Below are 25,143 nucleotides of genomic sequence, written 5' to 3'. Positions count from 1 at the left end.
GGCAATGTTAAAACAAATAAAAGCGGGAGAGCTCCATGGCTAAAGTGCTCGTTGTCGATGACGAACCCAACATTGTTTTGTCGCTGGAATTCCTGATGGAGCAAGCGGGGTTTGAGGTCGTCACTGCCGAAGATGGTGAACAGGCACTGGCAAGAGTGAATGAGAGCCAGCCCGATTTACTGCTGCTGGATATTAGCCTGCCGGGAATGAGCGGTTTTGACGTGCTGGAGCGGCTGCGCAGCGAAGCAGCCACCGCTCAACTGCCGATTATCATGCTGACCGCTCACGGGCGTGATGTAGAGAGGGAAAAAGGCATGGCGCTGGGCGCCGATGATTACATCACCAAGCCCTTCTCTACCCAGTCGCTAGTGGAAAAAGTCAAAGCACTACTCAGTGAGGAGCAGCCATGACGCGAGGCGGGCTGCCCAAACGTCAGCGCCTGATTGGTCTCTGGCTGCTGCTCAGCGGCATCAGTGTGTTGGGTGGGGCCATTTTTGCCGCCTGGTTGGACGCCCAGCTCGCCCCCACCGGGGTAACCCGCATCGCCCTCTGGGTAGGCAGCTTCTCCGGTGGAGCAACGATTTTTTTAGTCGGTTTGGTGCTTGAGCGCATGCTGTTTACTCCACTGCGCCATTTACAGGTGCAGCTAGCGCGCTTAGTCGCCAATCCTGATGCCCGGGACGAACACCCACCTGAAGGCTGGCTCAAAGGACTGGGGCCCGACCTACGCCGTGTACGCGAAAGCTGGCGTTCGGATCGTAGCCGTTTAGCCACCGCCCACGCTGACGGCGCCCGCAGCGCGGCACGCATTCGCCAAGAGTTGGAAACGCTGCTGCAAGTGCTTGAAACACCGCTGCTACTGTGCGATCACCACCGCCGTCTTATGCTGTTCAACCAGGCGGCAGAGGACTTTTTCGAGAGTAATACAGGACTGGGACTGGGCAAACGCCTGGAGGCGCTGCTACCGGTGGCGAGCTTACAGCAAATGCTAAGCCAACTGCCCAACGACGGCTCCCCAAGAGAGCTACTAGCGCCCTGCGATGACCGCTGGCTCAAGGTGATTTTGCGCCGCGTGCCGGGTAGCGATGGCGAAACACTGCTGACCTTTAGTGATGCCACCGCCTCCTGGTCGAGTGAAATGGGCGTTAGGGCGGAATTGGCCGATATGCTGACACCGCTGCGTCAGCATACCGCCAGCCTGACCAGCGCCGCCGATGCATTGATTCAACTGCGCAATCAAAATGATGCCAGCACGTCTGCTTTGCGCCAGCGTTTTGAGCGGGTTATCCAAGAAGAAGGCGCTACACTCGGCGACAACGTGGCTAAAATCGGCCAATTGCTCGACGATATGCAACACCAGGGCGAGCGCTTAACGCCCATGTGGTCAAACGACTTCTGGCAAGCGCTGGACGAGCGTCTTGACCCGGAGCACCGCTTAATCACCCCGGTGGGCATGCCCGCTTGGTTTAAAGGCGACGCCCCTGCGTTGATCGCGCTGTTTGACTCACTGGTCAAACACCTCAATGCCCACCTTCCTGACAGTGGCTTTGAAGGTGAGATATGCCTGGGTAACAAACGCGTCTACCTAGACCTTATTTGGCGTGGCAAGGCGATCCCCGAGCATGAACTGGGGGAGTGGCGCCAGCAGCCGCTCAACTCACTGCCGTTGACGCCCAGCGTCGCCGATGTGCTACGCCAACACGCCAGCGACATCTGGAGCTTGGCCGACGATAATGGCATTTATTCACGCCTAAGACTTCCCCTGCCTGCCATGGAACGCGTCGGCGCCCCTCGCGAAACCGCTCCGCCGCGTCCTGAGTTCCATGACTTTGGTATTGCCGACCTGCCCCCACCAGATGAAGCGCTGGCCTGCCGAACGCTGCGCAGCCTGGAAATCGTCGCTTTTGATACAGAAACAACAGGGCTTGAGCTGCGCCGTGGCGACACGGTAATCAGTCTTGGCGCCTGCCGCGTGGTCAACGCGCGTTTATTGGCCAGCGAGGTTTTCGATCAAAAAGTGGATCCCCAGCGGCCGATCCCGCCTGCAAGCACCGCGATTCACGGGCTGACCGATGCCGACGTGATTGGCGCGCCGCCGCTGGATATCGTGCTTACCCGCTTTCGTGATTATGTCGGTGAAGCGGTACTGCTTGCCCATAACGCTGCCTTTGATCTGCTCGCCATCAGCCACAAGGGGGTCGCCTTCGATATCCCCATCATCGACACCCTGCTGATTTCACGGGCACTGGACGAAGCACTCGATGGGCATGATCTGGATAGCTTGGCCCAGCGCTATGACCTGGCTTTTCCACCCGGCACCCGCCACACTGCGTTAGGCGATGCCCGCGTCACCGCCGAGCTATGGTTAGCCCTGCTGCCACGCCTGGAAGCCCGTGGAGTCGATACACTTGAGCAACTGCTGGCGCTGCAAGCCAACGCCTTCGACCGACAGGATGCCAGTGCCTGATGAAACCGTTCGTTATGAAATCACGTCAAATAGAGCGCCTAGTCGCCCTGGTGGCGATTGCCCTGCTACTCTTCTGCCCGCCGCTGATTATCGTGGTCGATCGCCTCCCCACCGTTAGCGTGGGCTGGCTTCCCCTCTATCTATTTATCGCCTGGGCAGTGGTCATTGGGTTGACCGCTTGGCTGATGGAACAGCGTGCGGGCCGTTAGCCATGCGTAGTGAGGCGATTATCCTCTGCACCGCCTTTGGCTATCTGGCGCTGCTGTTTGTGGTCGCCGCCTGGGGCGACCGACGCGCGGAGCAGGGTCGTTCCATCATTGGCTCGCCAACGGTCTATGCCCTCTCTATCGCCGTTTACTGCACGGCCTGGACCTTCTACGGCAGCGTCGGGCGCGCCGCTGAGTATGGCCCCAGCTTTTTACTCATCTACCTGGGGCCGACGCTTGCGATGCTGTTGGCTCCCTTTGTCATCCGCAAGATGGTGCGCATCGCCGCACGGCAACGGATCACCTCCATTGCCGACTTTATCAGCGCCCGCTACGGCAAAAGCACCAGTTTAGGTGCCCTGGTGGCGCTGATGGCGCTCATTAGCATCACCCCCTATATTGCTCTGCAGTTAAAAGCCATTACCGTTAGCCATGCAGTACTGATCAATTATCCCCGCGCAGCCGACACCACCTTGGTGGATGAACACTTCTGGATGGATAAATCCCTCTGGGTGGCTCTGGTGTTGGCGGTATTTATTATTCTGTTTGGTACCCGCCACCTGGATGCTAGCGAGCGCCATGAAGGCATGGTGGCGGCCATTGCGGTGGAATCGATAGTCAAACTGGTGGCCTTTATGGCCGTTGGGGTCTTTGTCGTATTTGTGATGTTTGAAGGCCCCGCCGCGCTGTTTGAACAGGTAGCGGCCACGCCCGCCCTTGTCGATAGCATGCGATTGGATCGTGTGCCTGGTGGCGTCACAGGTTGGGTGGGCATGCTAGTGCTAGCCTTTCTGGCCTTTTTAACCCTGCCCCGGCAGTTCCAGGTATTGGTGGTAGAGAATGTCGATGAGCAGCATTTAACGCGGGCGAGCTGGCTTTTCCCCCTCTACATGCTGCTGATTAATCTGTTCGTTATTCCCATTGCCCTGGCAGGCCTGCTGCTTGGTGTAAGCGCGGGCGACCCGGACAGCTTCGTGCTGACGCTGCCGCTCTCCGCCGGTTTGGAAGGGTTGCCGCTACTGGTATTTATTGGTGGTTTGTCTGCGGCGACAGGTATGGTGATTGTCGAGACCATCGCGCTCTCCACCATGGTAAGTAATCAGTTAGTGATGCCCCTGCTGCTGCGTTCACGGCGTCTGCACCTAAGCACCAAAGGAGAGCTTGCCGGTTGGCTCTTGGGTATTCGCCGCATCGCTATCGTGCTGATCCTGCTGCTTGGCTATCTCTACCATGCGCTGATTGGTGACTCCTATAGTTTAGTGACGATTGGGCTGGTCTCCTTTGCCGGGGCGGCTCAGTTCGCTCCGGCGCTGTTGATTGGCCTGTATTGGCGCGGAGCTACTCGCCAAGGCGCCACTGTTGGCTTAATCGCCGGGTTCTTGACCTGGTGTTATACCCTACTGCTACCTGGGTTTGCGCAGTCCGGCTGGCTAGATGTTTCACTGCTCACCGAGGGGCCATGGGGTATCGGATGGCTGATGCCCTATGGTTTGTTCGGCCTGGAGAACTGGGATATTTATACCCATTCTCTGCTCTGGAGCATGCTGGCGAATGTGGGGCTGTTGGTGGTTGTATCGCTGTTTACCCGCCCTACGCCCCTTGAGCAAACCCAGGCAGCGCTATTCACCGAAGCGATGCACCCTAACCTGCAAACCAGTTCACTATCTTCGTCACTGTGGCGCGGACAAACTACCCAGGGGGCACTCAAAGAGCTGCTTGTTCGCTATTTGGGTGCCCAGACCACCCGCCGCGTGTTTAGTCATAGCGGTAGCAAAAGTACCTATGCAGCGGATGAGCCCGCCACCGCCGAGCTAATTACCCGCGCCGAACAGGCACTGGCAGGCGCGCTGGGCAGCTCCTCAGCACGAGTGCTCATCAACTCGGTGGTACGCGGTGAAGCACTGGATATTGAGTCAATTCTGAGCATTTTGGACACCACCTCACAAACGCTGGAGTACAACCGCCGCTTGGAGCAGAAGTCCCAGGAGTTGGTACAAATCGGCGAAGAGTTGCGTAGCGCCAATGAGCGGCTACGCGAGCTGGATCGCTTGAAAGATGAGTTTGTGGCCATGGTCAGCCACGAACTTCGCACGCCCCTCACCTCCATCCGCGCCTTTGCAGAAATTCTGCGCGATAGCGGACAACTACCCGACGAAAAGCGCCAGCACTTTCTAGGTGTTATCGTCCATGAAAGCCAGCGGCTGTCACGCTTAATCGAAGAGATCCTGGATCTCGCCCGCCTTGAGAGTGGTCGTTTAACGCTAAACCCCGTGCCCCTCGACCTTGCCGATCTGGCACGGCACAGCATCGACGCCATTGCGCATCTGCATGAGGAGCGCGGCATTGCGTTAGACATTAGCTTGGAAGCGGATCCCGCCATGGTGGTGGGCGACCATGACCGCTTGGAGCAGGTGATTATTAACCTGCTTGATAATGCGGGTAAATTTGCTGACCGCGAGCAGCCCAAAGTGCGCCTTACGCTTTATCGCCATCGCCGTCATTTCCGCCTAAGTGTGGAGGATAACGGCGCGGGGATTAGCGAAGAGGAGCGTGAGCGAGTATTTGAAAAATTCCATCAAATACAGCAGGACGATGATATTCCACGAGGTCGGCCAAGAGGGAGTGGCTTAGGGTTACCGATTAGTCGCGGCATTATCGCCCACCTGGGAGGGCGGCTCTGGGTTGAAGATGCCAAAACCTTAGGCGGCGCCTGTTTAACGCTGGAACTCCCCGCCGCGCCAGATGACGCAGCCCTCTCTGCTCCGTGCTAGGTGTTTTTCACTCGCTGAACAAAGACTCGGATCTGCTGTAAATCAAACTTCAGCAGTAGACGCTCATCTTCGCGCAGCCGCCGCAGGTCAACCCAGCCATCTGCGGCTTGACCACGGGCTCTGTTATACCGCTGCTGATCCAATAGGCGCTGTTGCAGGCGCTCAAAAGCAGCAACAAGCAACACCGATTCAGCCGACGTTAGCGCATTCGTTGAATGGCTGAGCGCGATCAACCGGTCACGAGTGGCTATTTCATCCAGCCCGTGCCGCAAGCAGAGCAAGCGTGTAGCGCTGATCAAGGGCAACAAAGCTTGCTGCTTAAGATTAATGGCTTGCTCGTGGGGGGCGTTCAGGCCGGGGCTTGAAGCGAGCCGCCCAAAACGATCCAGCGCCACCGGTAGCTCATCCAGTAGCACCATCATTTCATCCATAAACAGTGACGCTTTGGGAAGTATCGAAGCGATACGCTTACCCAGCTGCGCAGCAAGCGCGGGATTACCGGCTACCGGGGCAAAATCGAGCAGAATATTGGTCTGCTGAACTCGCTTAACCTGGCGGTCAGCGCTCCATATCTCAAGCTGTGCTTGCCATTCGCCAAGCCGTTTGCGCCACATCGGCCAGCGCGCCATGACATGCCCCTGGCAGAGCGGTATACCCGCCTCATGCAGGCGCTGGGTAAACCGCTCACCTAAGGCTTGAAAATAGCCGTCGATCTCCACGTGGCGGTGGTCAGGATAATCGTCAATAATCAGCGCATTATCCTGGTCGGGGCCTAGCAGGCTCTCGAAGCGCGCGGCAGAACCTAGTAGTAGCACGCAGTAGTCGACTGGCGGAGCACCCCAGCCCTGGGCCTGCATCTCTTCCAGGGACTGCGCTACTGCCTGACGGTATAGCAATGCATTGTGGTCACTGATAATCTGGCTAATACGCCAGGCAGGGAGATCATAATGCACCAACGTTTCCACCAGCGGCAGTTGCCAAGCATAGGCGTCCGCCAACGAGGAGCCCGGCGAGGAGAGTACTTGAGGGAGTACTTGAGAGAGTGCTGGGGAGTGCGCTGAGAAGGATGTCGCAAAGCGTTTCGAGAAAAGAGTCTCTAACGGCGCATTAAGCGCCGAAGTGTTGAGCGTTCCATTCTCATGGAATAGAGAGCGCCAGGGTGAGGCTTGGTGTACTAAACGCATACGCCTCTCCTACACGAAAGGTTATGGCAGCGGCACTCTACGCGCTTTGGTCGCTCTTGCCTGCCTGGCGCGGGTCTGGTGCAAACATCGCCTCACCCACTTCATCAATATAGCGCTGCGCTTTGGTGACCATCATGGTATCGCAGGCCTCTCGCCCTGGGAGCATATCTGAACGCTCAAATCGATGCTCCAGGGTTTCACCACTGGTGTCAGCCTTACGAATCCAACCGCTAACACGGTACTGACCGCTCTGGTTGTCTGGCTGAGAAACAATCTCGTAGCCTTTGTACTCCACCGGCTCAGCAGCGCTGGTGGTAGCGCCCGACTCAGTCTGGCGATCACTGCCAAAGAGGCCGGAAAGTATTTTTTTTAGCATGCTGGCTCCTTTTTAAAAACCATATTTAAAAACCATGGCTCTTTTGCTTGTAGGGCGGCAATGCGATAGCCACCCTACAAGGTATAGGCTGCTTTTATCAGCGCTTAATTAGCTCTGCTTACGCCCTTTACCGGCAGCAATGCGCAACCGGAGCGCGTTTAGCTTAATAAAGCCTTCAGCGTCTTTCTGGTCGTAAGCGCCCGCATCATCTTCGAAGGTAGCGATTGATTCATCAAATAGCGACTCATCAGACTTACGCCCCACCACGATAGCGTTGCCTTTATAGAGCTTCATGCGCACGACGCCCGATACATTCTTTTGGGTCTCGTCAATGGCGGCCTGCAGCATACGACGCTCGGGGCTCCACCAGTAACCGTTGTAGATCACTTCAGCATATTTCGGCATCAGTTGGTCTTTCAGGTGGGCTTCTTCGCGATCCAGAGTCAGTGACTCAATGGCGCGGTGAGCGCGCAACATGATCGTGCCCCCTGGTGTTTCATAACAGCCACGGGACTTCATGCCCACATAGCGGTTTTCAACAATATCCAAACGGCCGATGCCGTTGTCGCCACCCAGTTTATTGAGCTTTTCGAGCACTTCATGAGCTTTCAGCGGCTCACCATCAATCGCTACGATATCGCCCTTTTCATACGTTAGCTCAACGTAAGTGGGGGTATCGGGCGCGGCTTCAGGAGAGACACTCCAGCGCCACATATCGTCTTCGGCTTCAGCCCAGGGATCTTCCAGAATGCCGCCTTCGTAGGAGATGTGCAGCAGATTGGCATCCATTGAGTACGGCGATTTTTTCTTTTTATTAGAGAAATCAACCGGAATTTTATGCTCTTCGCAATACGCCATTAGCTTCTCGCGAGAGGTCAAGTCCCACTCGCGCCAAGGGGCGATGACTTTTACACCTGGCTTCAGGGCATAGCCGCCAAGCTCAAAGCGCACCTGGTCGTTACCTTTCCCCGTGGCACCATGAGAAATAGCATCGGCACCGGTCTCATTGGCAATTTCGATCAACCGCTTGGCAATAAGCGGGCGAGCGATAGAGGTGCCCAGCAGGTACTCGCCCTCGTAAATAGTGTTGGCGCGGAACATCGGAAAAACATAATCACGCACGAACTCTTCGCGCAGGTCTTCAATGTAAATCTCTTTTACGCCAAGCGCTTGCGCTTTGGTTCGCGCCGGTTCGACTTCTTCGCCCTGACCGATGTCGGCAGTAAAGGTCACTACCTCGCAGTTGTAGGTTTCTTGCAACCACTTAACGATAACGGATGTGTCCAGGCCGCCTGAATACGCCAGCACAACCTTTTTGACATCGGACATTCTTTGCTCCTCGTTGACCATAAAATATTGATTAGTAAAAACCACACTTGCCACTAGCACCCGGCGAATGTGATAGCTCTTTGGCATAGCTCGTCGGCATAACCCTTGAGACAGATCTTGAGTATAGCGCTCTCAATGCTCAGCGAATACCGTCAACGACGCCTGGGGACTAAAGCTGCTAGAATCACACCATTCAAAGCGGTGGCTTGCCGCTGATGTTGATTGAGTACTCGCTTTATTACTACTGCTTCAACTATTACTCGCTTGAAGATAAGGAGAGCTGCATGAGCGAGGCAATTGCCCGCGAATTAATGGCCCAACGTTTTCGCAGTTACCTGCCCGTGGTCGTTGATTTAGAAACCGGGGGATTTAATGCCCAAGGCGACGCTGTGCTTGAGATAGCCGCCGTCACGCTGACCATGGATCCGGAGGGCAACCTGCTTCCTGATGCCACCTATGCCTACCACATTCAGCCCTTCGAGGGCGCGAATGTAGAGCAGTCCGCGCTCGATTTTACCGGGATTAACCTGGACGATCCGCTACGCCGCCAAGTGGCGCTGAGCGAGTCTGAAGCGCTGGGGGAAATTTTCCGCCCGATTCGTAAATCGATCAAAGCCCACGACTGCACCCGCGCCATTTTAGTCGGCCATAATGCAGCGTTCGATCAGGGTTTCCTCAACGCAGCGGTCAATCGCTGCGGGATTAAGCGCAACCCGTTCCACCCTTTCTCAAGCTTTGATACCGCCACCCTTGCAGGCCTGATCTATGGGCAAACGGTGCTTGCCAGGGCATGCCGTGCTGCGGGCATTGAGTTTGATAACAAGGCCGCCCACTCCGCTCGTTATGACACCGAACGCACCGCCGAGCTGTTTTGCGCCATGGTCAATCGCTATAAAGACTTGGGCGGCTGGCAGCTTGCCCAGCGTGAACAAGAGATGGATGGTGCTGATTAACACATCGCCGTCAATCGTCAGCCGCCAGATGTTATTGCTAGTGCCACCACGAAGTCAGAGAGCCACTGATGCAGAGCATCAGGCTTTACGCTAGACTTTGCCTCAATGTAGCAGCGTGGTTTAGCACGAACGCTAAGGGGTAACGTGAGCTTGGCGTTGATCATAGACGAGCGCTAAAACAGTATCGACTAACGCTATACATTCGACTAACTCTATACACTTTCAGGAGATGAGACGTTTCCATGGCCCAGCATAATGCCTTTTACGCCCAATCCGGTGGCGTTACCGCCGTGATCAACGCCAGCGCCTGCGGCGTTATCGAAGCTTGCCGCCAAGCCCCCGATCAGATTGGCAAGGTTTACGCCGGTCACAACGGCATTATCGGTGCCTTAACGGAAGACCTTATCGACGTTACCCAGGAGAGCGATGAAGCCATTGCCGCCCTGCGCCATACACCCGGCGGCGCTTTTGGCTCCTGCCGCTATAAGTTAAAAGACATCGATACCCACCGCGCCCAGTACGAGCGGTTAATTGAAGTCTTTAAAGCCCACGATATTCGCTATTTTTTCTACAACGGTGGCGGTGACAGCGCAGACACCTGCTTAAAGGTCTCGCAACTTTCCGAGAAACTGGGCTATCCGCTGACCGCTATCCACGTGCCCAAAACCGTCGATAACGACCTGCCGATTACCGATAACAGCCCGGGCTTTGGCAGTGTCGCTAAGTATATCGCCACCTCGACCCTGGAGGCATCGCTGGATATCGCCTCCATGTGCGCCACCTCTACCAAAGTATTTGTGCTCGAAGTCATGGGCCGCCACGCGGGCTGGATCGCCGCTGCAGGTGGGTTAGCTGGCGAAGCCGAAGGCGAGCCGCCACATATGATTATTTTCCCGGAGATACCCTTTAACCGTAAAGCGGCGATGGCGCGGGTTGAGGAGAGTGTTAAGCAGTATGGTTACTGCGTTATTGTGGTTTCTGAGGGCGCTCGCTATGAAGATGGCACCTTCCTGGCCGATGCGGGCAATACCGATGCGTTCGGCCACCGTCAGCTTGGCGGCGTAGCCCCGACCCTTGCCGGTATGATCAAGCAGGATTTGGGCTACAAGTACCACTGGGCAGTCGCCGACTACTTGCAGCGCGCGGCGCGCCACCTGGCGTCTAAAACCGACGTAGAACAAGCCTATGCCGTGGGCCGCGAAGCGGTCACCCTGGCGCTGGCGGGTAAAAACGCCATGATGCCGGCTATTCGCCGTATCTCCCAGGCTCCCTACCAGTGGGACGTGATCTCTGCCCCGCTTTCCCAGGTGGCTAACCAAGAGAAGTTTATGCCCCGGGACTTTATCAGTGAAAACGGCTTTGCGATTACTCAGACCTGCCGTGACTATCTCTCACCGCTGATTCAGGGAGAGGACTTTCCGCCGTTTGAGAACGGCCTGCCTAAAGTCGCCAAGCTGAAACTGGCCAAAGCAGAGCGCAAGCTGCCTGTTTTTACGCTGTAAGTTAACACCTCAAGACTAAAATAGCGGCAATAAAAAACGGGGCGATGAAGTAATTCATCGCCCCGTTTTATGGGTACTTTTTATATGCACTTCTTATATGCACTTCGTCGCCTGGGGTTAGCGTAGCAACCAGGAAAGCACTAGCAGCAATAACAGAATCCCCGCTACCCCCTGCCAAAACCGCCGCGGCTCCTGGCGGCTCTCTTCCCGATTAGGTAGCCGCCCCAGCGGCACCCTAAGCGCATGCAAAAACTCGGACATACGCCTAAACCGCAGCGCCCGTTGGGGATCCAAGGCGCGGCGTAGCGCATCGTCCAGTTCGGGTGATATTTCTGGATTGGTGGTACGCGCGCTGCGATAGGTCAACTCCTCCAGATCAGTATGGCTGCGCAGTCGGTTGGGTGTAAGCGTATAGGGTAATGCGCCGGTCAATAGCCAGTAAGTCGTGGAGGCTAAGGAGTACTGATCGCTGCGCCGACCAATGCTGTCACCCAAGGCGTACTCAGGTGCGGTGTGTTCGTTAAAGCCAATCTGCCTGAGCAACTCACCTGAGTGGCGGTGCCCTTCCCCATCGCGCATATGGCAAGCACTAAAATCGGTGAGCACTAGCTTGCCGTGGGGGTCGATCAAAATATTATCGGGATTGATCTGCTGATGAATGATTTCCCGATGATGCAGCGCCTGCACTGCCTTACCCAACTGATTGGCAATATCCAGGCGCTGAGTCAAGCTGGCTTGAGGATGGCGCTCCGCCCATTGCCGCAGCGTTTCGCCTTCGATGTGCTGCATTAAGTAGTAGAGATAGCGACGCGGGCGGGAAGGCTCCATCACTTTCACCACAAAGGGCGAGTTCACCCGCTCCACTACCCACTGCTGGAGTAGAAAGTGCTCTAGATAGGCATTACGTAACGAAAGCTCAGGACTGGGTGCTTTCATGACCATTTCCCGCTCGCTATGCACATCGCGGACGCGATAAACCCGCGACTGTGCCGTGCGTGATAGCACGGCGAGAATCTCCAGGCCGTCTAAACGCTCCCCCGGTGCCAGCTCTGGAGGGATGGGCAGATCGCCGTATAGCTGCCCCGGGTGCTCGGTGACCTCTTCGGGCAATTCGTCGATGCGTACCAGTTGAAAACAGAACTGATCGCCGCCGTAGCCACGCTCCTGAGCACGCTGCTTTGCCTCATTGGCTAGCCGCTCACAGGCGGCATCCAGATCGCTGGCATCCTGACGAATCAGGCGCACATAATCGGAAGGCAGCAGCGTGCCGCGCACCCCCTGGGTGGTAAACAGGAACAGATCGCCCTGTTTAAGCGCAATATGGGTGTAATCAATATCGACACTGCCATCCATACCCAGCGCCCGCGAAGGGTAGCGATAACCGCCGAGATCGGTCACATGGTCACGACTGAGCTGTTCAAACTCTGCACCCCGCAACCGAAACACCAGCGTATCCCCCATATGAAACAGATGGGCTTCACGACCACGAAATACCATGGCCGACATGGAGGAAACAAAACTGCCCTCTTTAACATGCTGGCTTTGGCTGTAACACCAGCTGTTAAGCGCACGCAGTACGCGGGTGGCCGAGGTTTTAACATCCCAGTGGTCAGGCGTAGAAAAGTAGTCGGCCAGAAAGCCGCGCACGCTTATATCTCCCGCCTGCTTGGCCATGGTATTGCGTGAAATGGAGTCGCTGATCACCGCGCAGCCACCTTTGGCGCGAAGCAGCGGCGCTTCAGGAAAGCGAACCGACATTGAACTGCGGTGCAGACGCCGGTCGGGCGCGACAAACGCTTGACCATAACTGATGAGCAATTGGGCGTGCGACAAGTCATCCTCCTAGGCTGCCGACTCGTTCGAGGGACATCACTGTCAACCAACACTGTCAATAAACGCTGCCTATGATACACGCAGCGGAGCAGAAACGATGCCCACCAAACGTCTCTATCATATTCGTCCAAATGGAAAGACATATGAATGATCACCCACGGGCAACCTATGTCGCATTGGTAATTGGGCAGCCATGTTCGTATAATTCTTCGCCATAAAACGACTCTGAAACGATTGCCTAACCACGGCACGACTCTAGCCACAGCACTATCAAGGAATCAATGATGAACTTCGATAATATCCCTGCTGGAAAGGATCTCCCTAACGACGTTTACGTGGTGATCGAAATCCCTGCCAACCACGACCCGATCAAATATGAAATTGATAAGGATATGGGCGCGCTACTCGTTGACCGCTTTATGGCCACGCCCATGTTCTACCCCGCCAATTACGGCTTTATCCCGCATACTCTGGCCGACGATGGCGATGCCCTGGACGCCTTGGTGGTAACTCCGCACCCGGTTCAACCTGGCAGCATTATTCGCGCCCGTCCGGTAGGCATTCTGAACATGACCGACGAAGCCGGTGAAGATGCCAAGTTGATCTGTGTGCCCCATGCCAAGCTAAGCTCGCTCTATGACGATGTCCACGAAGTGACCGACCTGCCTGAGCTACTGCGCCAGCAAATTGCGCACTTCTTCGAGAACTACAAAGATCTCGAGAAAGGCAAATGGGTAAAAGTCGAGTCCTGGGAAGGTGCTGACGCCGCACGCAAGGCGATTGAGAAGTCCGTTACCGCCTATCAAAAAGCGTAACCGTTGCATGGCAGTGAGTTTTTTTGCCGCCAATGGGATAAAGGGCCGCCTTCGGGCGGTCTTTTTATAGGCGCAGGATTAAGTCACTGTTAGGAGCCGCGTCACGTCACCGCAGCGTATACGCCAGAGGTATAAGGTTGCGGTATGCTATTCGCCTTTCACTGCGATGCCATTGATTAAGGACGCACCGTGTTAGCTATTAAACGCCTGAGCCTGTTTACATTATTGATTTTCTTTCTTGGCTTGCTACCGCTAAGTGCAAAAGCCCAATGGTTTTCATCGTCTAGCAACCAAGACGAATTTTTGCCGGTGCTGGAAGCCTTTCAGCCGACCGCTTGGCATGATGGCGATACACTCTATATCGGTGTGGATATCGCAGATAAGTACTACCTCTATCGCCACCAGTTTGCGGTAGCCAGTCAAACGGAGGGTATCAGTCTCGGCGATCCCAGCATCCCCCAGGGCATCTTTACCAACGATGAGTTTATGGGCGATGTGTATGTATTCCGCGACCAGGTAGTGTTTGAAGTACCGCTGGAAGCCCCCTACTCAGGCCCTTTAAATATTGAGCTAACCTTTCAAGGCTGCGCAGACGCAGGTTTATGCTACCCACCGGAGCGCACGCAGCTTAAGGCAAGCGAAACGGAGCCGCCCAATCAATTTGCAAACTGGCAAGCAGGTGATATCACTGCAAGTGAAACGGCCACCTCACAGCGTGACTTCTCTGGGCCGCAAAGTGCGGACAGCCGCTTTAGCGCCGTGATCAGCGATGCGAGTCTAGCGCTAGCGCTAGGGCTGTTTTTTATGGCTGGCTTGGGCCTCACCTTTACCCCCTGCGTACTGCCGATGATTCCGATTTTGTCATCGATCATCGTCGGCCAGAACCCTACCCGCCCCCGCGCCTTTGCCCTCTCGTTAAGCTATGTACTCGGCATGGCGCTAACCTATGCCCTGGTTGGGGTCTTAATGGGGCTGTTTGGTGCTGGACTTAATCTTCAGGCGCACCTGCAGTCAGCACCGGTATTAATCACCTTTGCCGTGCTCTTTACGCTCTTTGCCCTGGCCATGTTTGGCGCCTTTAACCTTAATCTATCGCCCCGCTTGACCAACCGTATTGACGCTTGGCAGTCACGCGCTCAGCGCAGCGGCCCGGCAGGGTTAGCGCTGGCTGGCGCCCTCTCGGTACTGGTGGTATCGCCCTGTGTGACGGCTCCCCTGGCGGGTGCGCTGGTGTTTATCTCCTCAACAGGGGATGCCGCGATGGGCGGCGCGGTGCTGTTTGCACTTGGCATGGGCATGGGAGTACCGCTTCTTTTGGTGGGCACCTTTGGCGCCACCCTAATGCCCCGCTCCGGCGCCTGGATGAATGGTGTCAAAATCGCTTTTGGGCTGCTGATGCTAGGCGTCGCCATTTGGATGATTGAGCGTTTAGTGGCCGCGCCGATGGCGCTGCTGCTTTGGGCAGCCCTTGCTATCGGTACAGCGCTGGCGCTTGGGGCGCTGAGTTTCAATCAGCCACAGGGGTGGCCACGGGCACGCCAAACGCTGGGGCTAATGCTGCTAGCTTGGGGGATAGCCCTGGTGATTGGCGCCGCTCAGGGGGGCAGCAACCCCTTGCGCCCCCTTGCGGCAACCTCCAGCACTAGCGGAAATAAGCTAGCAACACTCGAATTCACTCAGGTAAGCAGCTTAACCGAGCTTGAAGCGGCAATTAGCCAAGCTGAAGGCGCTAATCAGCCGGTGTTTGTTCACTTTACCGCCGACTGGTGCATTTCCTGCAAGTTGCTGGAGCGGGATGTTTATCCTGATCCGCAGGTTTCCGCAGCACTAAGCAATTACACCTTGATCGCGGCCGATGTCACCCACACAGACCCCCAAAGCCGTGAATTGCTGAATCAATTCGATCTTTTCGGCCCTCCCAGCTTGCTCTTTTTCAGCCAGGGCGAGGAGATTCGTGCTGCGCGCATCCAAGGCGAAGTGACTGCCGACCAGCTGTACGAACATCTTGAATCCGTCAACCGCTGGGTAGTGAACGGCTGATTTCTATCCCTGTCTAATCGCAATTCAAAGAGGCTGAAAAGGCTTTTTGCAGCGAACATCGTCAAACAGTTGTTTAATTCTGCTTTAGATGTGGGTTTTGCCATTGGCTTAGGCTGTTGCTGGACATCCTGGCACTTTTTCGGCAAACTCCGCTCCCACATTAGCTAAAAACTTGCTTTTTTAACGGTGAGAACGGGGTAACGTTCGCTAACATGCCGCGTTCTCCTCATTTTTAATTTTGGTTTACTGCGCAACGTACGCGCCATAAAGAGCTGCCTGCACCTATGCGTGAGCGCTTTGTGACTACTTTTAAGACATTGATGGGGCTATGCCATGGATATCCGCAAAGTTAAGAAACTGATTGAGCTGCTCGAAGAGTCCAATATTAGCGAGATTGAAATTCAGGAAGGCGAAGAGTCAGTACGCATCAGCCGCCATCCTAACGGTGCTTCGTGGCAGCCACAGCCTATGCCGCAATATGCGCAGCATCCTGGCTATGCACCAGCCGCTCCCGCTGCAGGCGCTGCTCCAGCATCAGCGCCTGCTTCTGAAGCAGAGCCTCAGGGCGCAAGCTACCAGGGCGAAGCCGTTAACTCGCCCATGGTCGGCACCTTTTACCGCAGCCCAGCGCCGGGCGCCAAATCCTTTGTTGAAGTGGGCGATAGCGTTAAGCAGGGCGACACCATATGCATCATTGAAGCCATGAAAATGATGAACCAGATTGAAGCTGACCGTGACGGTGTCGTGGAAGCCATCCTGGTGGAAGATGGCGAGCCGGTAGAATTCGATCAAGCCATGATCGTTATCGCTTAATCTTTCATTTTCAACACGGGTGGACTCTCCCATGCTGGACAAGGTACTTATCGCCAACCGCGGCGAGATTGCCCTCCGTATCCTACGGGCCTGTAAAGAACTGGGCATTAAAACCGTAGCGGTGCACTCCAAAGCTGATCGTGAACTCATGCACGTTCGCTTGGCGGATGAAGCCGTGTGTATTGGCCCGGCTTCGTCAGCGCAGTCTTACTTAAATATTCCGGCCCTGATCAGTGCGGCCGAAGTCACTGACTCCTCTGCCATACACCCTGGCTATGGCTTTTTATCTGAAAACGCCAACTTTGCCGAACAGGTTGAGCGTTCAGGCTTTACCTTTATTGGCCCCCGCGCCGAGACCATTCGTCTAATGGGCGACAAAGTCAGCGCCATCCAGTCAATGAAGGAAGCAGGTGTTCCCACTGTACCAGGCTCCGACGGCCCACTGGGAGACGACGACGCCACCAACTTAGCCACTGCACAGCGTATCGGTTACCCGGTCATCATTAAGGCGGCTTCTGGCGGCGGCGGCCGCGGTATGCGCGTGGTGCACACTGAAGGCCATCTGCTCTCGGCGATTACCGTCACCCGTACTGAAGCCCACGCCGCCTTTGGTGACGGCACGGTCTACATGGAAAAATTCCTTGAGAAGCCGCGCCACGTCGAAGTACAGGTGCTCGCCGACGGTCAGGGTAACGCTATCCACCTTTATGACCGCGACTGCTCGCTTCAACGTCGTCACCAGAAAGTACTCGAAGAAGCCCCGGCGCCAGGTCTGGATCCTGAAGCCCGCGCTCAAGTGCTTGAAGCGTGTCGTCAGGCGTGTATCAAGATCAACTACCGTGGCGCCGGTACCTTCGAGTTCTTGTATGAAGACGGCGAGTACTTCTTCATTGAGATGAATACTCGCGTTCAGGTCGAGCACCCGGTCACCGAAATGGTCACCGGCGTGGATATCGTCAAAGAGCAGCTGCGTATCGCCTCAGGCCTGCCGCTGTCGATTCGTCAGGAAGATGTGCAACTCAATGGCCACGCCTTTGAGTGCCGGATCAATGCCGAAGACTCGCGCACGTTTATGCCCTCTCCCGGCAAGGTAACGCTGTTTCACGCCCCCGGTGGTTTAGGCGTCCGTATGGACTCCCATCTCTATACCGGCTACACCGTCCCGCCGCACTATGACTCGCTGATCGGCAAGCTGATCACCTGGGGCGAAGATCGTGAAATCGCCCTGACCCGCATGCGCAACGCCCTCGACGAGCTGCTGGTGGAAGGTATTAAAACCAATATCGACCTGCAAAAGGATTTGGTTCGCGACAGCTACTTCCGCCAAGGCGGTGTCAACATCCATTACCTGGAAAAGAAACTCGGCGGCTAGCCGCCAAGTCTTTCCAGCGCACTGCGTAATCCCCAGCGGGGTGGCCATGTCCACCCCGTCTGTGTCTTTAAGGTATGTGTCTTTAAATCGCCTTGCGGAGAACTTCCATGCCCTGGCTGCAACTCAAAGCCCACGTCGCTCCCGAACAGGCCGAGCTCCTTGAAGAGCTGCTGCTTGAGGAAGGTGCGACCGCCATTGGCCTTCAGGATGCCCACGATGATCCGGTGTTTGAGCCCGAGCGGGGCACCACCCCGTTGTGGGAAGATACCATCCTCACCGGTCTTTACGATGACCTGGAGGGCGTCGAGAGCATGCTCGAGCGCATTGAGGCCGCCTGGTCAGAGCAGATGCCCGGTGAGCCCTGCCCGACCATCGAGTATGAGCTGCTCGCCGACCGGGACTGGGAGCGGGAGTGGATGGACGACTTCACCCCTTTGCGCATGGGCCAGCGGCTATGGATCGTGCCCAGTTGGCACGAACCACCCGAGGCAGAGGCCGTTAACCTGATTCTCGACCCTGGCCTCGCCTTTGGTACCGGCACGCACCCCACTACAGCCCTGTGTCTGGAGTGGCTGGACGGACTGGCAGTAGCGGGCCACCTAGCAGAGCAACAGGTATTGGACGTAGGCTGTGGCTCCGGCATTCTGGCTATCGCCGCACTCAAGCTAGGTGCCAGCCATGCAGATGCCACCGACATTGATCCCCAGGCGCTGCAGGCCAGCCGCGACAATGCTGAACGCAACGCTATTGCCGAGTCGGATTTAAATCTCTACTACCCTGAGCAGTTAAGCGATGGCGGCCACTACCCTATCGTGATCGCCAATATTTTAGCCGGCCCGTTGGTTGAACTGGCGCCGATGATTGCCGGGCATGTGGCACCTGGTGGCCGCGTTGCACTATCGGGGATTTTAGCCAATCAGGCCGATGACGTTTACGAAGCCTATGCAGCGCAGGGCCTTATCATGGATGAGCCTGTCATCCGCGAAGGATGGGTGCGGCTTAGCGGCCTGCGTTCGCGTTAAAGCGGCAATTGGCCTTCACCCCACCAGCGAGTAGGCGTATCATACGCCCCCTTGAAACGCCTACTCGTCGCCACCCCAGCGCTCACTGCTCAAAACCAATAAAGTCTGATGCCATGACGTTAAACCCATCACCTGCCAACATTGGCCCAATCACCAATGTATCGGCCACCAATGGATCAGTCGCCATTGGCCCGTTTGCGCTACCCAATCGGGTAATACTTGCGCCAATGGCCGGCGTCACCGACCGCCCTTTCCGTCAGCTATGCCGACGGCTTGGCGCCGGATGGGTAGTAGGTGAAATGGTCACTGCAGACCCCAGCTTGTGGCATACTCGCAAATCGCAGCTGCGTATGGATCACCGGGGCGAGCCTGACCCACGCGTGGTGCAAATCGCCGGGGGCGATGCAGACATGCTTGCCCAGGCTGCGCGCTTGAATGCCGAGCTGGGTGCGCAGATTATTGACATTAATATGGGTTGCCCGGCCAAAAAAGTGTGTAACAAAGCGGCAGGGTCGGCATTACTTCGCGATGAAGCCTTGGTGGCGGAGATACTCGATGCGGTGGTGGCAGCGGTTGATATACCCGTTACACTCAAAATCCGCACAGGCTGGTGCGCCGAATCCAATAATGCCCTGCGTATTGCCCGGCTCGCCGAGTCAGCCGGCATTCAAGCACTCGCTGTGCATGGCCGTCATCGCCAGCAGCGCTATACTGGACAGGCAGAGTACGACACAATTGCCGAGATCAAATCTCACCTATCGATCCCGGTCATTGCTAACGGCGACATAACAAGTCCGGAAAAAGCCGCCGAGGTACTCGCTTATACAGGCGCTGATGCAGTGATGGTTGGCCGTGGTGCTCAGGGTAACCCGTGGATCTTTCAACAGATCAACCACTATCTCCAACATGGAGAGCGGATGGCGCCACCAAGCCTTGCGGAGCGCCACCAAGTGCTTCACGGGCATTTAGAAGCGTTGCACACGTTTTATGGCACCACCATGGGTGTGCGCATCGCGCGCAAGCATGTCGGCTGGTACCTCAGCGATGACCATCGCTTTACGCCGACACAACAGCGCGCGCTTAAGCAGCAGTTCAATGCGTTAGCGTCACCTGAAACGCAATTTGATTGGATCAATGACGCGATGGCCCCCGGCGCCGCCACGCGTTTGCTAGCCAAAGGAAGCTATGCTGCATGACCGAACGCGATCTTCTATCTAGCGACAACTACTCAAGCGACGCGCTTACCAGCGACGCCTTTTACGAGAGCCACTCCCCTTTAGCGGGTACGCTAGCGGATCCAGCGGCTAACTCGCCGCCTCAGCCGCTCCGGGAGGCAGTGGAAACGGCTATGCGCCGCTACTTTGAGCATTTGGACGGCAGCCAGACGACCGATCTTTACGCCATGGTAATGGCCGAAGTAGAAGCGCCTCTGCTGGCCTGTGTTCTGGATCACACCGATGGCAACCAGACACGGGCCGCTGATGTGCTCGGACTAAACCGTGGCACGCTGCGCAAAAAACTCAAGCTATACGGACTCATCGAAGGTGACGCCCCATAAGCCTGGGGCGTTGTTGTTTTTAATTCTCGACTCTGCACACGAGCACTCTAATGGCTGATACACCTCTCATGGCTGATAACCCCTCCTTGACTGAAAGCAACGCTACCCCCGTCCGCCGCGCTCTGCTGAGCGTTTCTGATAAAACCGGCATTGTGGAGTTCGCCCGCGGCCTCACTGAGCAAGGCATTGAGCTTCTCTCCACTGGTGGCACCTTTCGTCTACTGCAGGAAAATGCTATTGCTGTAAAAGAAGTGTCTGAGCACACCGGCTTCCCTGAAATTATGGATGGTCGTGTTAAAACACTGCATCCAAAAATTCACGGCGGCATTTTGGCCCGCCGTGGTCAGGATGATGCGGTCATGGCTGAGAACGATATCACGCCCATTGATATGGTAGTGGTCAATCTCTACCCCTTCGCCGCCACCGTCGCCAAGCCCGACTGCACGCTTGAAGATGCCATCGAGAATATCGATATCGGTGGCCCAACCATGGTTCGTGCTTGCGCCAAAAACCATGCTTACACCACCATAGTGGTCAATAGCAGTGATTACGCTCGAGTACTGGGCGAGCTGGCCGCCCAAGATGGCCAGGTCAGTCGCGCCACGCGCTTTGATTTAGCGGTTAAAGCCTTCGAGCACACCGCCGGTTACGACGGTGCCATTGCTGACTATCTCGGCCGTAAGGTCAATGCCGCTGATGAAGCGTTCCCACGCACCTTTAACCTGCAGCTCGATAAAAAGCAGGACATGCGTTACGGCGAAAACCCCCATCAACAGGCGGCTTTCTACATTGACCCCCTGGCAAACGAACCCAGCGTTGCTACAGCAAAAATGCTCCAGGGCAAGCCGCTTTCGTATAACAACGTGGCCGATACCGACGCCGCCTTTGAGTGCGTAAAGGCCTTCACCGAGACCGCCTGCGTAATCGTTAAGCACGCAAATCCCTGTGGCGTTGCCATTGGCGCCACCGCTTTGGCAGCTTACGACAAAGCCTTTGCTACCGACCCCACCAGCGCGTTTGGCGGCATTATCGCCTTCAATACGCCGCTGGATGCGGAAACCGCCCAGGCGATTATTGACCGCCAGTTCGTCGAGGTAATTATTGCCCCGGGCGTCAGCGATGAAGCCGCCGCCATCGTGGCCAATAAGCAGAATGTGCGCTTATTGGACGTCAGTGCCCACTGGCCGGCCGAACAGCAGCCTGCACTAGACTTTAAACGCGTCAATGGTGGCTTGTTGGTTCAGGAGCGCGACGACGGCATGGTCACCCGCGACGAATTGACCGTGGTCAGCCAACGTGCGCCCAGCGAGCAGGAGCTACGCGACCTTGCCTTTGCCTGGCGAGTGGCCAAATTTGTCAAATCCAATGCGATTGTTTACGCCAAAAATGGCCAAACCGTGGGTGTCGGCGCTGGCCAAATGAGTCGCGTTTATTCGGCTAAAATCGCTGGGATCAAGGCCGCAGATGAAGGCCTTTCGGTGCCCGGCTCAGTGATGGCGTCTGATGCCTTCTTCCCCTTCCGTGACGGCATCGATGCGGCCGCAGCAGCAGGCATTACCGCCGTTATTCAGCCAGGGGGCTCCATGCGTGATCAGGAAGTCATCGATGCGGCCAACGAAGCAGGCATTGCCATGGTATTTACCGGCATGCGCCACTTCCGCCACTAAGTCGTTAACTAACCTGCATTAGCAACAAAAAGCCCCTTAGGCGCTCTCTTGATAGAGCATGCCTAAGGGGCTTTCTTACTATTATCAACAGAGGCGAATGGATCACTGACCATTAACGCCTACCGAGCCTTTAGCCAAGATCAATACATAGATACTTGGTTTCCAAATACTCTTCCAGGCCCTGGTGACCCCCTTCGCGGCCTAGACCCGAGGCTTTTACACCCCCAAAAGGCGCGGCAGCGTTGGAAATAGCGCCAGTGTTAATACCCACCATACCGTACTCAAGCGCTTCGGAAACACGCCATACGCGGGCAAGATCACGGGAGTAGAAATAGGACGCCAAACCATATTGGGTATCATTGGCCATCTCAATAGCCGTCTCCTCATCATCAAACGGGAAGACAGCAGCTAATGGCCCAAAGGTCTCTTCGTGAGCCACTTTCATCTTGTCAGTGGCAAAACTGATCAGGGTTGGCGTAAAGAAATTGCCGCCCAGGGGATGCGGATGCCCACCCAACAAGAGTTCAGCGCCATTATCAATGGCATCCTGCACATGCTCGCTGACTTTTTTAACCGCATTATCATCGATTAACGGGCCGATATTAATGTTGGGTTTGGTGCCATCCCCCACATACAGCTCGCTGTTCATGGCCACTGCTAGCTTTTCACAAAAGGCGTTAATGACACTGGACTGAACCAAAAAGCGGTTAGTGCAGATGCAGGTTTGGCCAGCGTTGCGGAACTTGGCGGCCATGGCACCTTCTACGGCCGCGTCTAAATCGGCATCCTCAAACACAATAAAGGGTGCATTACCGCCAAGCTCGAGCGATATCTTCTGGATATGCTCCGCCGCTTGGGCCATCAGCTTGCGCCCAACCTCGGTCGAACCGGTAAAGGTGATCTTGCGCACTTTAGGCGACTCAGTCATCGCCTGGGCAATATCGCTAGCGCTTCCGGGTACGACGTTAAAGACACCGCGTGGGATACCTGCCCGTTCAGCCAACAGCGCCAAGGCCGTTGCAGAGAAAGGAGTCTGGCTAGCAGGCTTAACCACTATCGTGCAACCAGCGGCCAATGCAGCCCCGGCTTTACGGGTAATCATCGCCGCCGGGAAATTCCAGGGCGTAATCGCCCCCACTACGCCAACAGGCTGTTTAGTGACGACAATGCGCTGATTGGCATTTGCCGCGGGAATGGTTTCGCCGTAAACGCGCCGCGCTTCTTCGGCAAACCAGCGCAAAAAGCTGGCCGCATAAGCGATTTCACCCGCGGCTTCTTTTAGTGGCTTGCCCTGCTCGTAAGTCATCAGCATGGCCAGATCCTGTTGATGCTCAAGCATCAGATCGTGCCACTTCAGCAGTAAGTCAGCTCGCTCCTGGGCAGTCAGCGCCCGCCAAGCCGGTAGCGCAGCATCTGCGGCATCAATGGCTCGCTCGGTCTCGGCTTTACCCAGGCGGGGAATATCGCCAATCGCTTCGCCGGTTGCCGGGTTTAATACGGTAATTTGCTCGCCGCTATCTGCCGCGACCCAACTGCCGTCGATATAAGCAAAGGGGCAATACAGCTGTGTTTCTTTAAGCGCTTCCATGTCAGGCTCCTGACCAAAAATGTTGGCCTCGTAGGCTCATTAACGTCTTCATGCTAAGACGAAACACCCCTTCAAACCAAATTTGCGGCATGATTCACCGGCCACTGACCACCGGTAAATTTAGCTAATGAGCATTAAAAACTCTTGCCGAGTCGCTTGGTTCTTGCGGAAGCCACCCAGCATTACCGACGAAGTCATGCTGGAGTTTTGTTTCTCCACGCCACGCATCATCATGCAGAGATGTCGTGCTTCAATGACCACAGCAACGCCCTTTGCCTGGGTAACCTCCTGCACGGCCTCGGCGATCTCACGGGTTAGGTTCTCCTGAATCTGCATACGACGGGCAAACATGTCGACGATACGGGCAAACTTAGAGAGCCCTAACACCTTTCCGTCAGGCAAATAAGCAATATGGCATTTGCCAATAAATGGCAGCAGGTGATGCTCACACATAGAGTAGAGCTCAATGTCTTTTACCAGCACCATTTCATCCGTTTGCGACTCAAACACCGCGCCATTAATAATGTCGTCCAATGACTGAGTGTAGCCCGCATTGAGAAACTGCATGGCCTTGGCTGCACGCTTAGGCGTATCTCGTAACCCTTCTCGATCGGGATCCTCGCCAAGTGCTGAGATTATCTGGCGGTAGTGCTCAGCGATATCATCGGACATATTTAGCCTCATCAATAACTATTTCAAAAACTATCTCAAGAACTATCTTAAGAACTATCTCAAGAACTGACTCAAGAACTGGCTCAAAAAACCATGCGCAATCGCGCTCAGGCGCTCAGGCGCTCAGCAAGGGCAATCCCCTTTTTTGCACATGAGAAGCCCCTCATCATAAGAGCGGCATCAACCTCGCCCCTCTTCTACACACGTTGTACAAAAAGTATATTTTTAAAATAGCCTGCACAACGAGTATTAAGCAAGTAGAGCATTTTACCGCATCTCGGTTGCCTGTGACTTGTTTACCTGCGACAGAGCGCCGCGTCGTTAACTTTGTAACCTAGGGGGCTGTGATATGATTCATGGATTCAATTTTATTGCCTTGATCGCAGGCGCCAACATTGAGAGCTCGCTATGTCATTTAAACCAACGTCTTTTTGGTTAACCGCCCTCGCGGCCCCTGTTTTTGCTACGCCGCTATTGGCTACTGCAGACACCACGCTTTCACTGCCCAATGAAGCAACTGTCGGCGTTGAGGTCGTGGAAGAGCTTACGTTCGAATCAAACCAAACGCGCCTTAATGATATTTTGCTACACCCAACCCAAGCCACCAATGCCTCGCACTCTTTACCTGAATACTGCGTCATTGTGGGCAGTGCGCAGTTGGTGGATGAGCGCATTCGCGTCACCACCCAAGAGGCAACCTGTATTGAAACCCACGACGCCGACAGCAATATTTTTACTGGCGAATTTAGCGCCAGCGCTTATGACCAAGATGGCCAATACGCCATCGCCTGCGAGAGCACCCCTTGCACGCTATCCCCTGGCCAGACGTTCCTCCTGACACTTGACCAAGCCGTTGAGATTGAGGAGTTAGATAACCCTTCAGAGGAGCTTAATCAGCAGCGTCGTGAAGCGGATGGAGAAGGTATCGCCAACCCAGTTCCCCGCGAAGAGGCTGTGCCCGATTGAGCTAAAACT

Annotated in this window: 21 protein-coding genes; 15 read left to right on the top strand and 6 right to left on the bottom strand. The window is 55.6% G+C overall.

The window, feature by feature from the left end; all coding sequences use genetic code 11:
• The first annotated feature begins 35 nt into the window (after window positions 1-35).
• Genes ACFIOZ_RS09910 through ACFIOZ_RS09895 form a run of 4 tightly spaced genes read left to right on the top strand, consistent with a single transcriptional unit; the run spans window position 36 to window position 5,444 of the window.
• Window positions 36-410 carry a response regulator transcription factor gene (locus tag ACFIOZ_RS09910; RefSeq protein WP_386083622.1) on the top strand — a complete coding sequence of 125 codons (375 nt, stop codon included), beginning with the start codon at window positions 36-38 and terminating at the stop codon, window positions 408-410.
• Window positions 407-2,467: a 3'-5' exonuclease gene (locus tag ACFIOZ_RS09905; RefSeq protein ID WP_386083619.1), complete on the top strand. Its 2,061-nt coding sequence runs from the start codon at window positions 407-409 to the stop codon at window positions 2,465-2,467. The genes ACFIOZ_RS09910 and ACFIOZ_RS09905 overlap by 4 nt, the downstream gene beginning before the upstream one ends.
• Complete coding sequence (locus ACFIOZ_RS09900; protein ID WP_386083617.1) at window positions 2,467-2,676, top strand: hypothetical protein; 210 nt, start codon at window positions 2,467-2,469, stop codon at window positions 2,674-2,676. Before ACFIOZ_RS09905 ends, ACFIOZ_RS09900 begins: the two co-directional genes overlap by 1 nt.
• 2 nt (window positions 2,677-2,678) lie before the next feature.
• Complete coding sequence (locus ACFIOZ_RS09895) at window positions 2,679-5,444, top strand: ATP-binding protein (protein ID WP_386084044.1); 2,766 nt, start codon at window positions 2,679-2,681, stop codon at window positions 5,442-5,444.
• On the opposite strand, the gene ACFIOZ_RS09890 is transcribed toward ACFIOZ_RS09895, so the two are convergent.
• From ACFIOZ_RS09890 to ACFIOZ_RS09880, 3 genes are all read right to left on the bottom strand, one after another.
• On the bottom strand, window positions 5,441-6,628 hold the full coding sequence (locus tag ACFIOZ_RS09890; RefSeq protein WP_386083616.1) for a DUF294 nucleotidyltransferase-like domain-containing protein: 1,188 nt from the start codon (window positions 6,626-6,628) through the stop codon (window positions 5,441-5,443). The two genes, ACFIOZ_RS09895 and ACFIOZ_RS09890, sit on opposite strands and share 4 nt — an antisense overlap.
• Window positions 6,629-6,665: 37 nt before the next feature.
• Complete coding sequence (locus ACFIOZ_RS09885; RefSeq protein ID WP_386083614.1) at window positions 6,666-7,004, bottom strand: HlyU family transcriptional regulator; 339 nt, start codon at window positions 7,002-7,004, stop codon at window positions 6,666-6,668.
• A gap of 108 nt (window positions 7,005-7,112) precedes the next feature.
• Window positions 7,113-8,333: an argininosuccinate synthase gene (locus ACFIOZ_RS09880; RefSeq protein ID WP_088701589.1), complete on the bottom strand. Its 1,221-nt coding sequence runs from the start codon at window positions 8,331-8,333 to the stop codon at window positions 7,113-7,115.
• 284 nt (window positions 8,334-8,617) lie between these two features.
• Here ACFIOZ_RS09880 and rnt point away from each other — a divergent pair, with 284 nt between their 5' ends.
• Together rnt and ACFIOZ_RS09870 are read left to right on the top strand one after the other, a co-directional pair.
• Window positions 8,618-9,286 carry a ribonuclease T gene (gene rnt, locus ACFIOZ_RS09875; protein ID WP_088701590.1) on the top strand — a complete coding sequence of 223 codons (669 nt, stop codon included), beginning with the start codon at window positions 8,618-8,620 and terminating at the stop codon, window positions 9,284-9,286.
• Between the two features lie 242 nt (window positions 9,287-9,528).
• Window positions 9,529-10,788 (top strand): 6-phosphofructokinase, encoded by a 1,260-nt coding sequence (locus tag ACFIOZ_RS09870; protein ID WP_386083611.1) that lies wholly within the window; start codon window positions 9,529-9,531, stop codon window positions 10,786-10,788.
• Between the two features lie 117 nt (window positions 10,789-10,905).
• Here the strand turns inward: ACFIOZ_RS09870 and ACFIOZ_RS09865 are convergent, their stop codons facing one another.
• A complete protein-coding gene (locus ACFIOZ_RS09865) occupies window positions 10,906-12,621 on the bottom strand; it encodes a bifunctional protein-serine/threonine kinase/phosphatase (protein WP_088701592.1) in 1,716 nt (571 codons plus the stop codon).
• A gap of 284 nt (window positions 12,622-12,905) precedes the next feature.
• On the opposite strand from ACFIOZ_RS09865, the gene ppa reads away from it, so the two are divergent.
• From ppa to purH, 8 genes are all read left to right on the top strand, one after another.
• On the top strand, window positions 12,906-13,436 hold the full coding sequence (gene ppa, locus ACFIOZ_RS09860) for an inorganic diphosphatase (RefSeq protein ID WP_022523655.1): 531 nt from the start codon (window positions 12,906-12,908) through the stop codon (window positions 13,434-13,436).
• A gap of 189 nt (window positions 13,437-13,625) precedes the next feature.
• Window positions 13,626-15,476, top strand: coding sequence for a protein-disulfide reductase DsbD (gene dsbD / locus ACFIOZ_RS09855; RefSeq protein ID WP_386083607.1), 1,851 nt, complete (start codon window positions 13,626-13,628; stop codon window positions 15,474-15,476).
• Window positions 15,477-15,809: 333 nt separating this feature from the next.
• Window positions 15,810-16,289 (top strand): acetyl-CoA carboxylase biotin carboxyl carrier protein, encoded by a 480-nt coding sequence (accB, locus tag ACFIOZ_RS09850; protein ID WP_386083605.1) that lies wholly within the window; start codon window positions 15,810-15,812, stop codon window positions 16,287-16,289.
• Window positions 16,290-16,320: 31 nt separating this feature from the next.
• A complete protein-coding gene (gene accC, locus ACFIOZ_RS09845; RefSeq protein WP_386083602.1) occupies window positions 16,321-17,661 on the top strand; it encodes an acetyl-CoA carboxylase biotin carboxylase subunit in 1,341 nt (446 codons plus the stop codon).
• A gap of 107 nt (window positions 17,662-17,768) precedes the next feature.
• A complete protein-coding gene (prmA, locus tag ACFIOZ_RS09840) occupies window positions 17,769-18,683 on the top strand; it encodes a 50S ribosomal protein L11 methyltransferase (protein WP_386083600.1) in 915 nt (304 codons plus the stop codon).
• Between the two features lie 227 nt (window positions 18,684-18,910).
• Window positions 18,911-19,879: a tRNA dihydrouridine synthase DusB gene (gene dusB / locus ACFIOZ_RS09835; RefSeq protein WP_386084042.1), complete on the top strand. Its 969-nt coding sequence runs from the start codon at window positions 18,911-18,913 to the stop codon at window positions 19,877-19,879.
• On the top strand, window positions 19,876-20,241 hold the full coding sequence (gene fis, locus ACFIOZ_RS09830; RefSeq protein WP_386083598.1) for a DNA-binding transcriptional regulator Fis: 366 nt from the start codon (window positions 19,876-19,878) through the stop codon (window positions 20,239-20,241). Before dusB ends, fis begins: the two co-directional genes overlap by 4 nt.
• 50 nt (window positions 20,242-20,291) lie before the next feature.
• Window positions 20,292-21,908: a bifunctional phosphoribosylaminoimidazolecarboxamide formyltransferase/IMP cyclohydrolase gene (purH, locus tag ACFIOZ_RS09825; protein WP_386083596.1), complete on the top strand. Its 1,617-nt coding sequence runs from the start codon at window positions 20,292-20,294 to the stop codon at window positions 21,906-21,908.
• A gap of 130 nt (window positions 21,909-22,038) precedes the next feature.
• Here the strand turns inward: purH and ACFIOZ_RS09820 are convergent, their stop codons facing one another.
• Both ACFIOZ_RS09820 and folE read right to left on the bottom strand, forming a co-directional pair.
• Window positions 22,039-23,496: an NAD-dependent succinate-semialdehyde dehydrogenase gene (locus ACFIOZ_RS09820; RefSeq protein WP_211594192.1), complete on the bottom strand. Its 1,458-nt coding sequence runs from the start codon at window positions 23,494-23,496 to the stop codon at window positions 22,039-22,041.
• 120 nt (window positions 23,497-23,616) lie between these two features.
• A complete protein-coding gene (gene folE / locus ACFIOZ_RS09815) occupies window positions 23,617-24,168 on the bottom strand; it encodes a GTP cyclohydrolase I FolE (protein ID WP_386083594.1) in 552 nt (183 codons plus the stop codon).
• Window positions 24,169-24,576: 408 nt separating this feature from the next.
• On the opposite strand from folE, the gene ACFIOZ_RS09810 reads away from it, so the two are divergent.
• On the top strand, window positions 24,577-25,134 hold the full coding sequence (locus ACFIOZ_RS09810) for a hypothetical protein (protein WP_386083593.1): 558 nt from the start codon (window positions 24,577-24,579) through the stop codon (window positions 25,132-25,134).
• The last annotated feature ends 9 nt before the right edge of the window (window positions 25,135-25,143 follow it).

The organism is Vreelandella sp. F11, assembly GCF_042466685.1.
In the GTDB taxonomy this organism is placed as follows: Bacteria; Pseudomonadota; Gammaproteobacteria; order Pseudomonadales; family Halomonadaceae; genus Vreelandella.
Note: the sequence above shows the minus strand (reverse complement) of the source record. Positions and strands in the feature narration are given on the sequence as shown.

Bases quoted from the DNA above. Each gene is read 5' to 3' on its own strand.
- dusB (WP_386084042.1), top strand. From the start codon at position 18,911: ATGGCCGGCGTCACCGACCGCCCTTTCCGTCAGCTATGCCGACGGCTT.
- ACFIOZ_RS09890 (WP_386083616.1), bottom strand. From the start codon at position 6,628: ATGCGTTTAGTACACCAAGCCTCACCCTGGCGCTCTCTATTCCATGAG.
- ACFIOZ_RS09820 (WP_211594192.1), bottom strand. From the start codon at position 23,496: ATGGAAGCGCTTAAAGAAACACAGCTGTATTGCCCCTTTGCTTATATC.
- ACFIOZ_RS09885 (WP_386083614.1), bottom strand. From the start codon at position 7,004: ATGCTAAAAAAAATACTTTCCGGCCTCTTTGGCAGTGATCGCCAGACT.
- accB (WP_386083605.1), top strand. From the start codon at position 15,810: ATGGATATCCGCAAAGTTAAGAAACTGATTGAGCTGCTCGAAGAGTCC.
- rnt (WP_088701590.1), top strand. From the start codon at position 8,618: ATGAGCGAGGCAATTGCCCGCGAATTAATGGCCCAACGTTTTCGCAGT.
- ACFIOZ_RS09870 (WP_386083611.1), top strand. From the start codon at position 9,529: ATGGCCCAGCATAATGCCTTTTACGCCCAATCCGGTGGCGTTACCGCC.
- ACFIOZ_RS09910 (WP_386083622.1), top strand. From the start codon at position 36: ATGGCTAAAGTGCTCGTTGTCGATGACGAACCCAACATTGTTTTGTCG.
- accC (WP_386083602.1), top strand. From the start codon at position 16,321: ATGCTGGACAAGGTACTTATCGCCAACCGCGGCGAGATTGCCCTCCGT.
- ACFIOZ_RS09905 (WP_386083619.1), top strand. From the start codon at position 407: ATGACGCGAGGCGGGCTGCCCAAACGTCAGCGCCTGATTGGTCTCTGG.
- fis (WP_386083598.1), top strand. From the start codon at position 19,876: ATGACCGAACGCGATCTTCTATCTAGCGACAACTACTCAAGCGACGCG.
- ACFIOZ_RS09880 (WP_088701589.1), bottom strand. From the start codon at position 8,333: ATGTCCGATGTCAAAAAGGTTGTGCTGGCGTATTCAGGCGGCCTGGAC.
- ACFIOZ_RS09810 (WP_386083593.1), top strand. From the start codon at position 24,577: ATGTCATTTAAACCAACGTCTTTTTGGTTAACCGCCCTCGCGGCCCCT.
- purH (WP_386083596.1), top strand. From the start codon at position 20,292: ATGGCTGATACACCTCTCATGGCTGATAACCCCTCCTTGACTGAAAGC.
- ACFIOZ_RS09900 (WP_386083617.1), top strand. From the start codon at position 2,467: ATGAAACCGTTCGTTATGAAATCACGTCAAATAGAGCGCCTAGTCGCC.
- ppa (WP_022523655.1), top strand. From the start codon at position 12,906: ATGAACTTCGATAATATCCCTGCTGGAAAGGATCTCCCTAACGACGTT.
- folE (WP_386083594.1), bottom strand. From the start codon at position 24,168: ATGTCCGATGATATCGCTGAGCACTACCGCCAGATAATCTCAGCACTT.
- ACFIOZ_RS09895 (WP_386084044.1), top strand. From the start codon at position 2,679: ATGCGTAGTGAGGCGATTATCCTCTGCACCGCCTTTGGCTATCTGGCG.
- prmA (WP_386083600.1), top strand. From the start codon at position 17,769: ATGCCCTGGCTGCAACTCAAAGCCCACGTCGCTCCCGAACAGGCCGAG.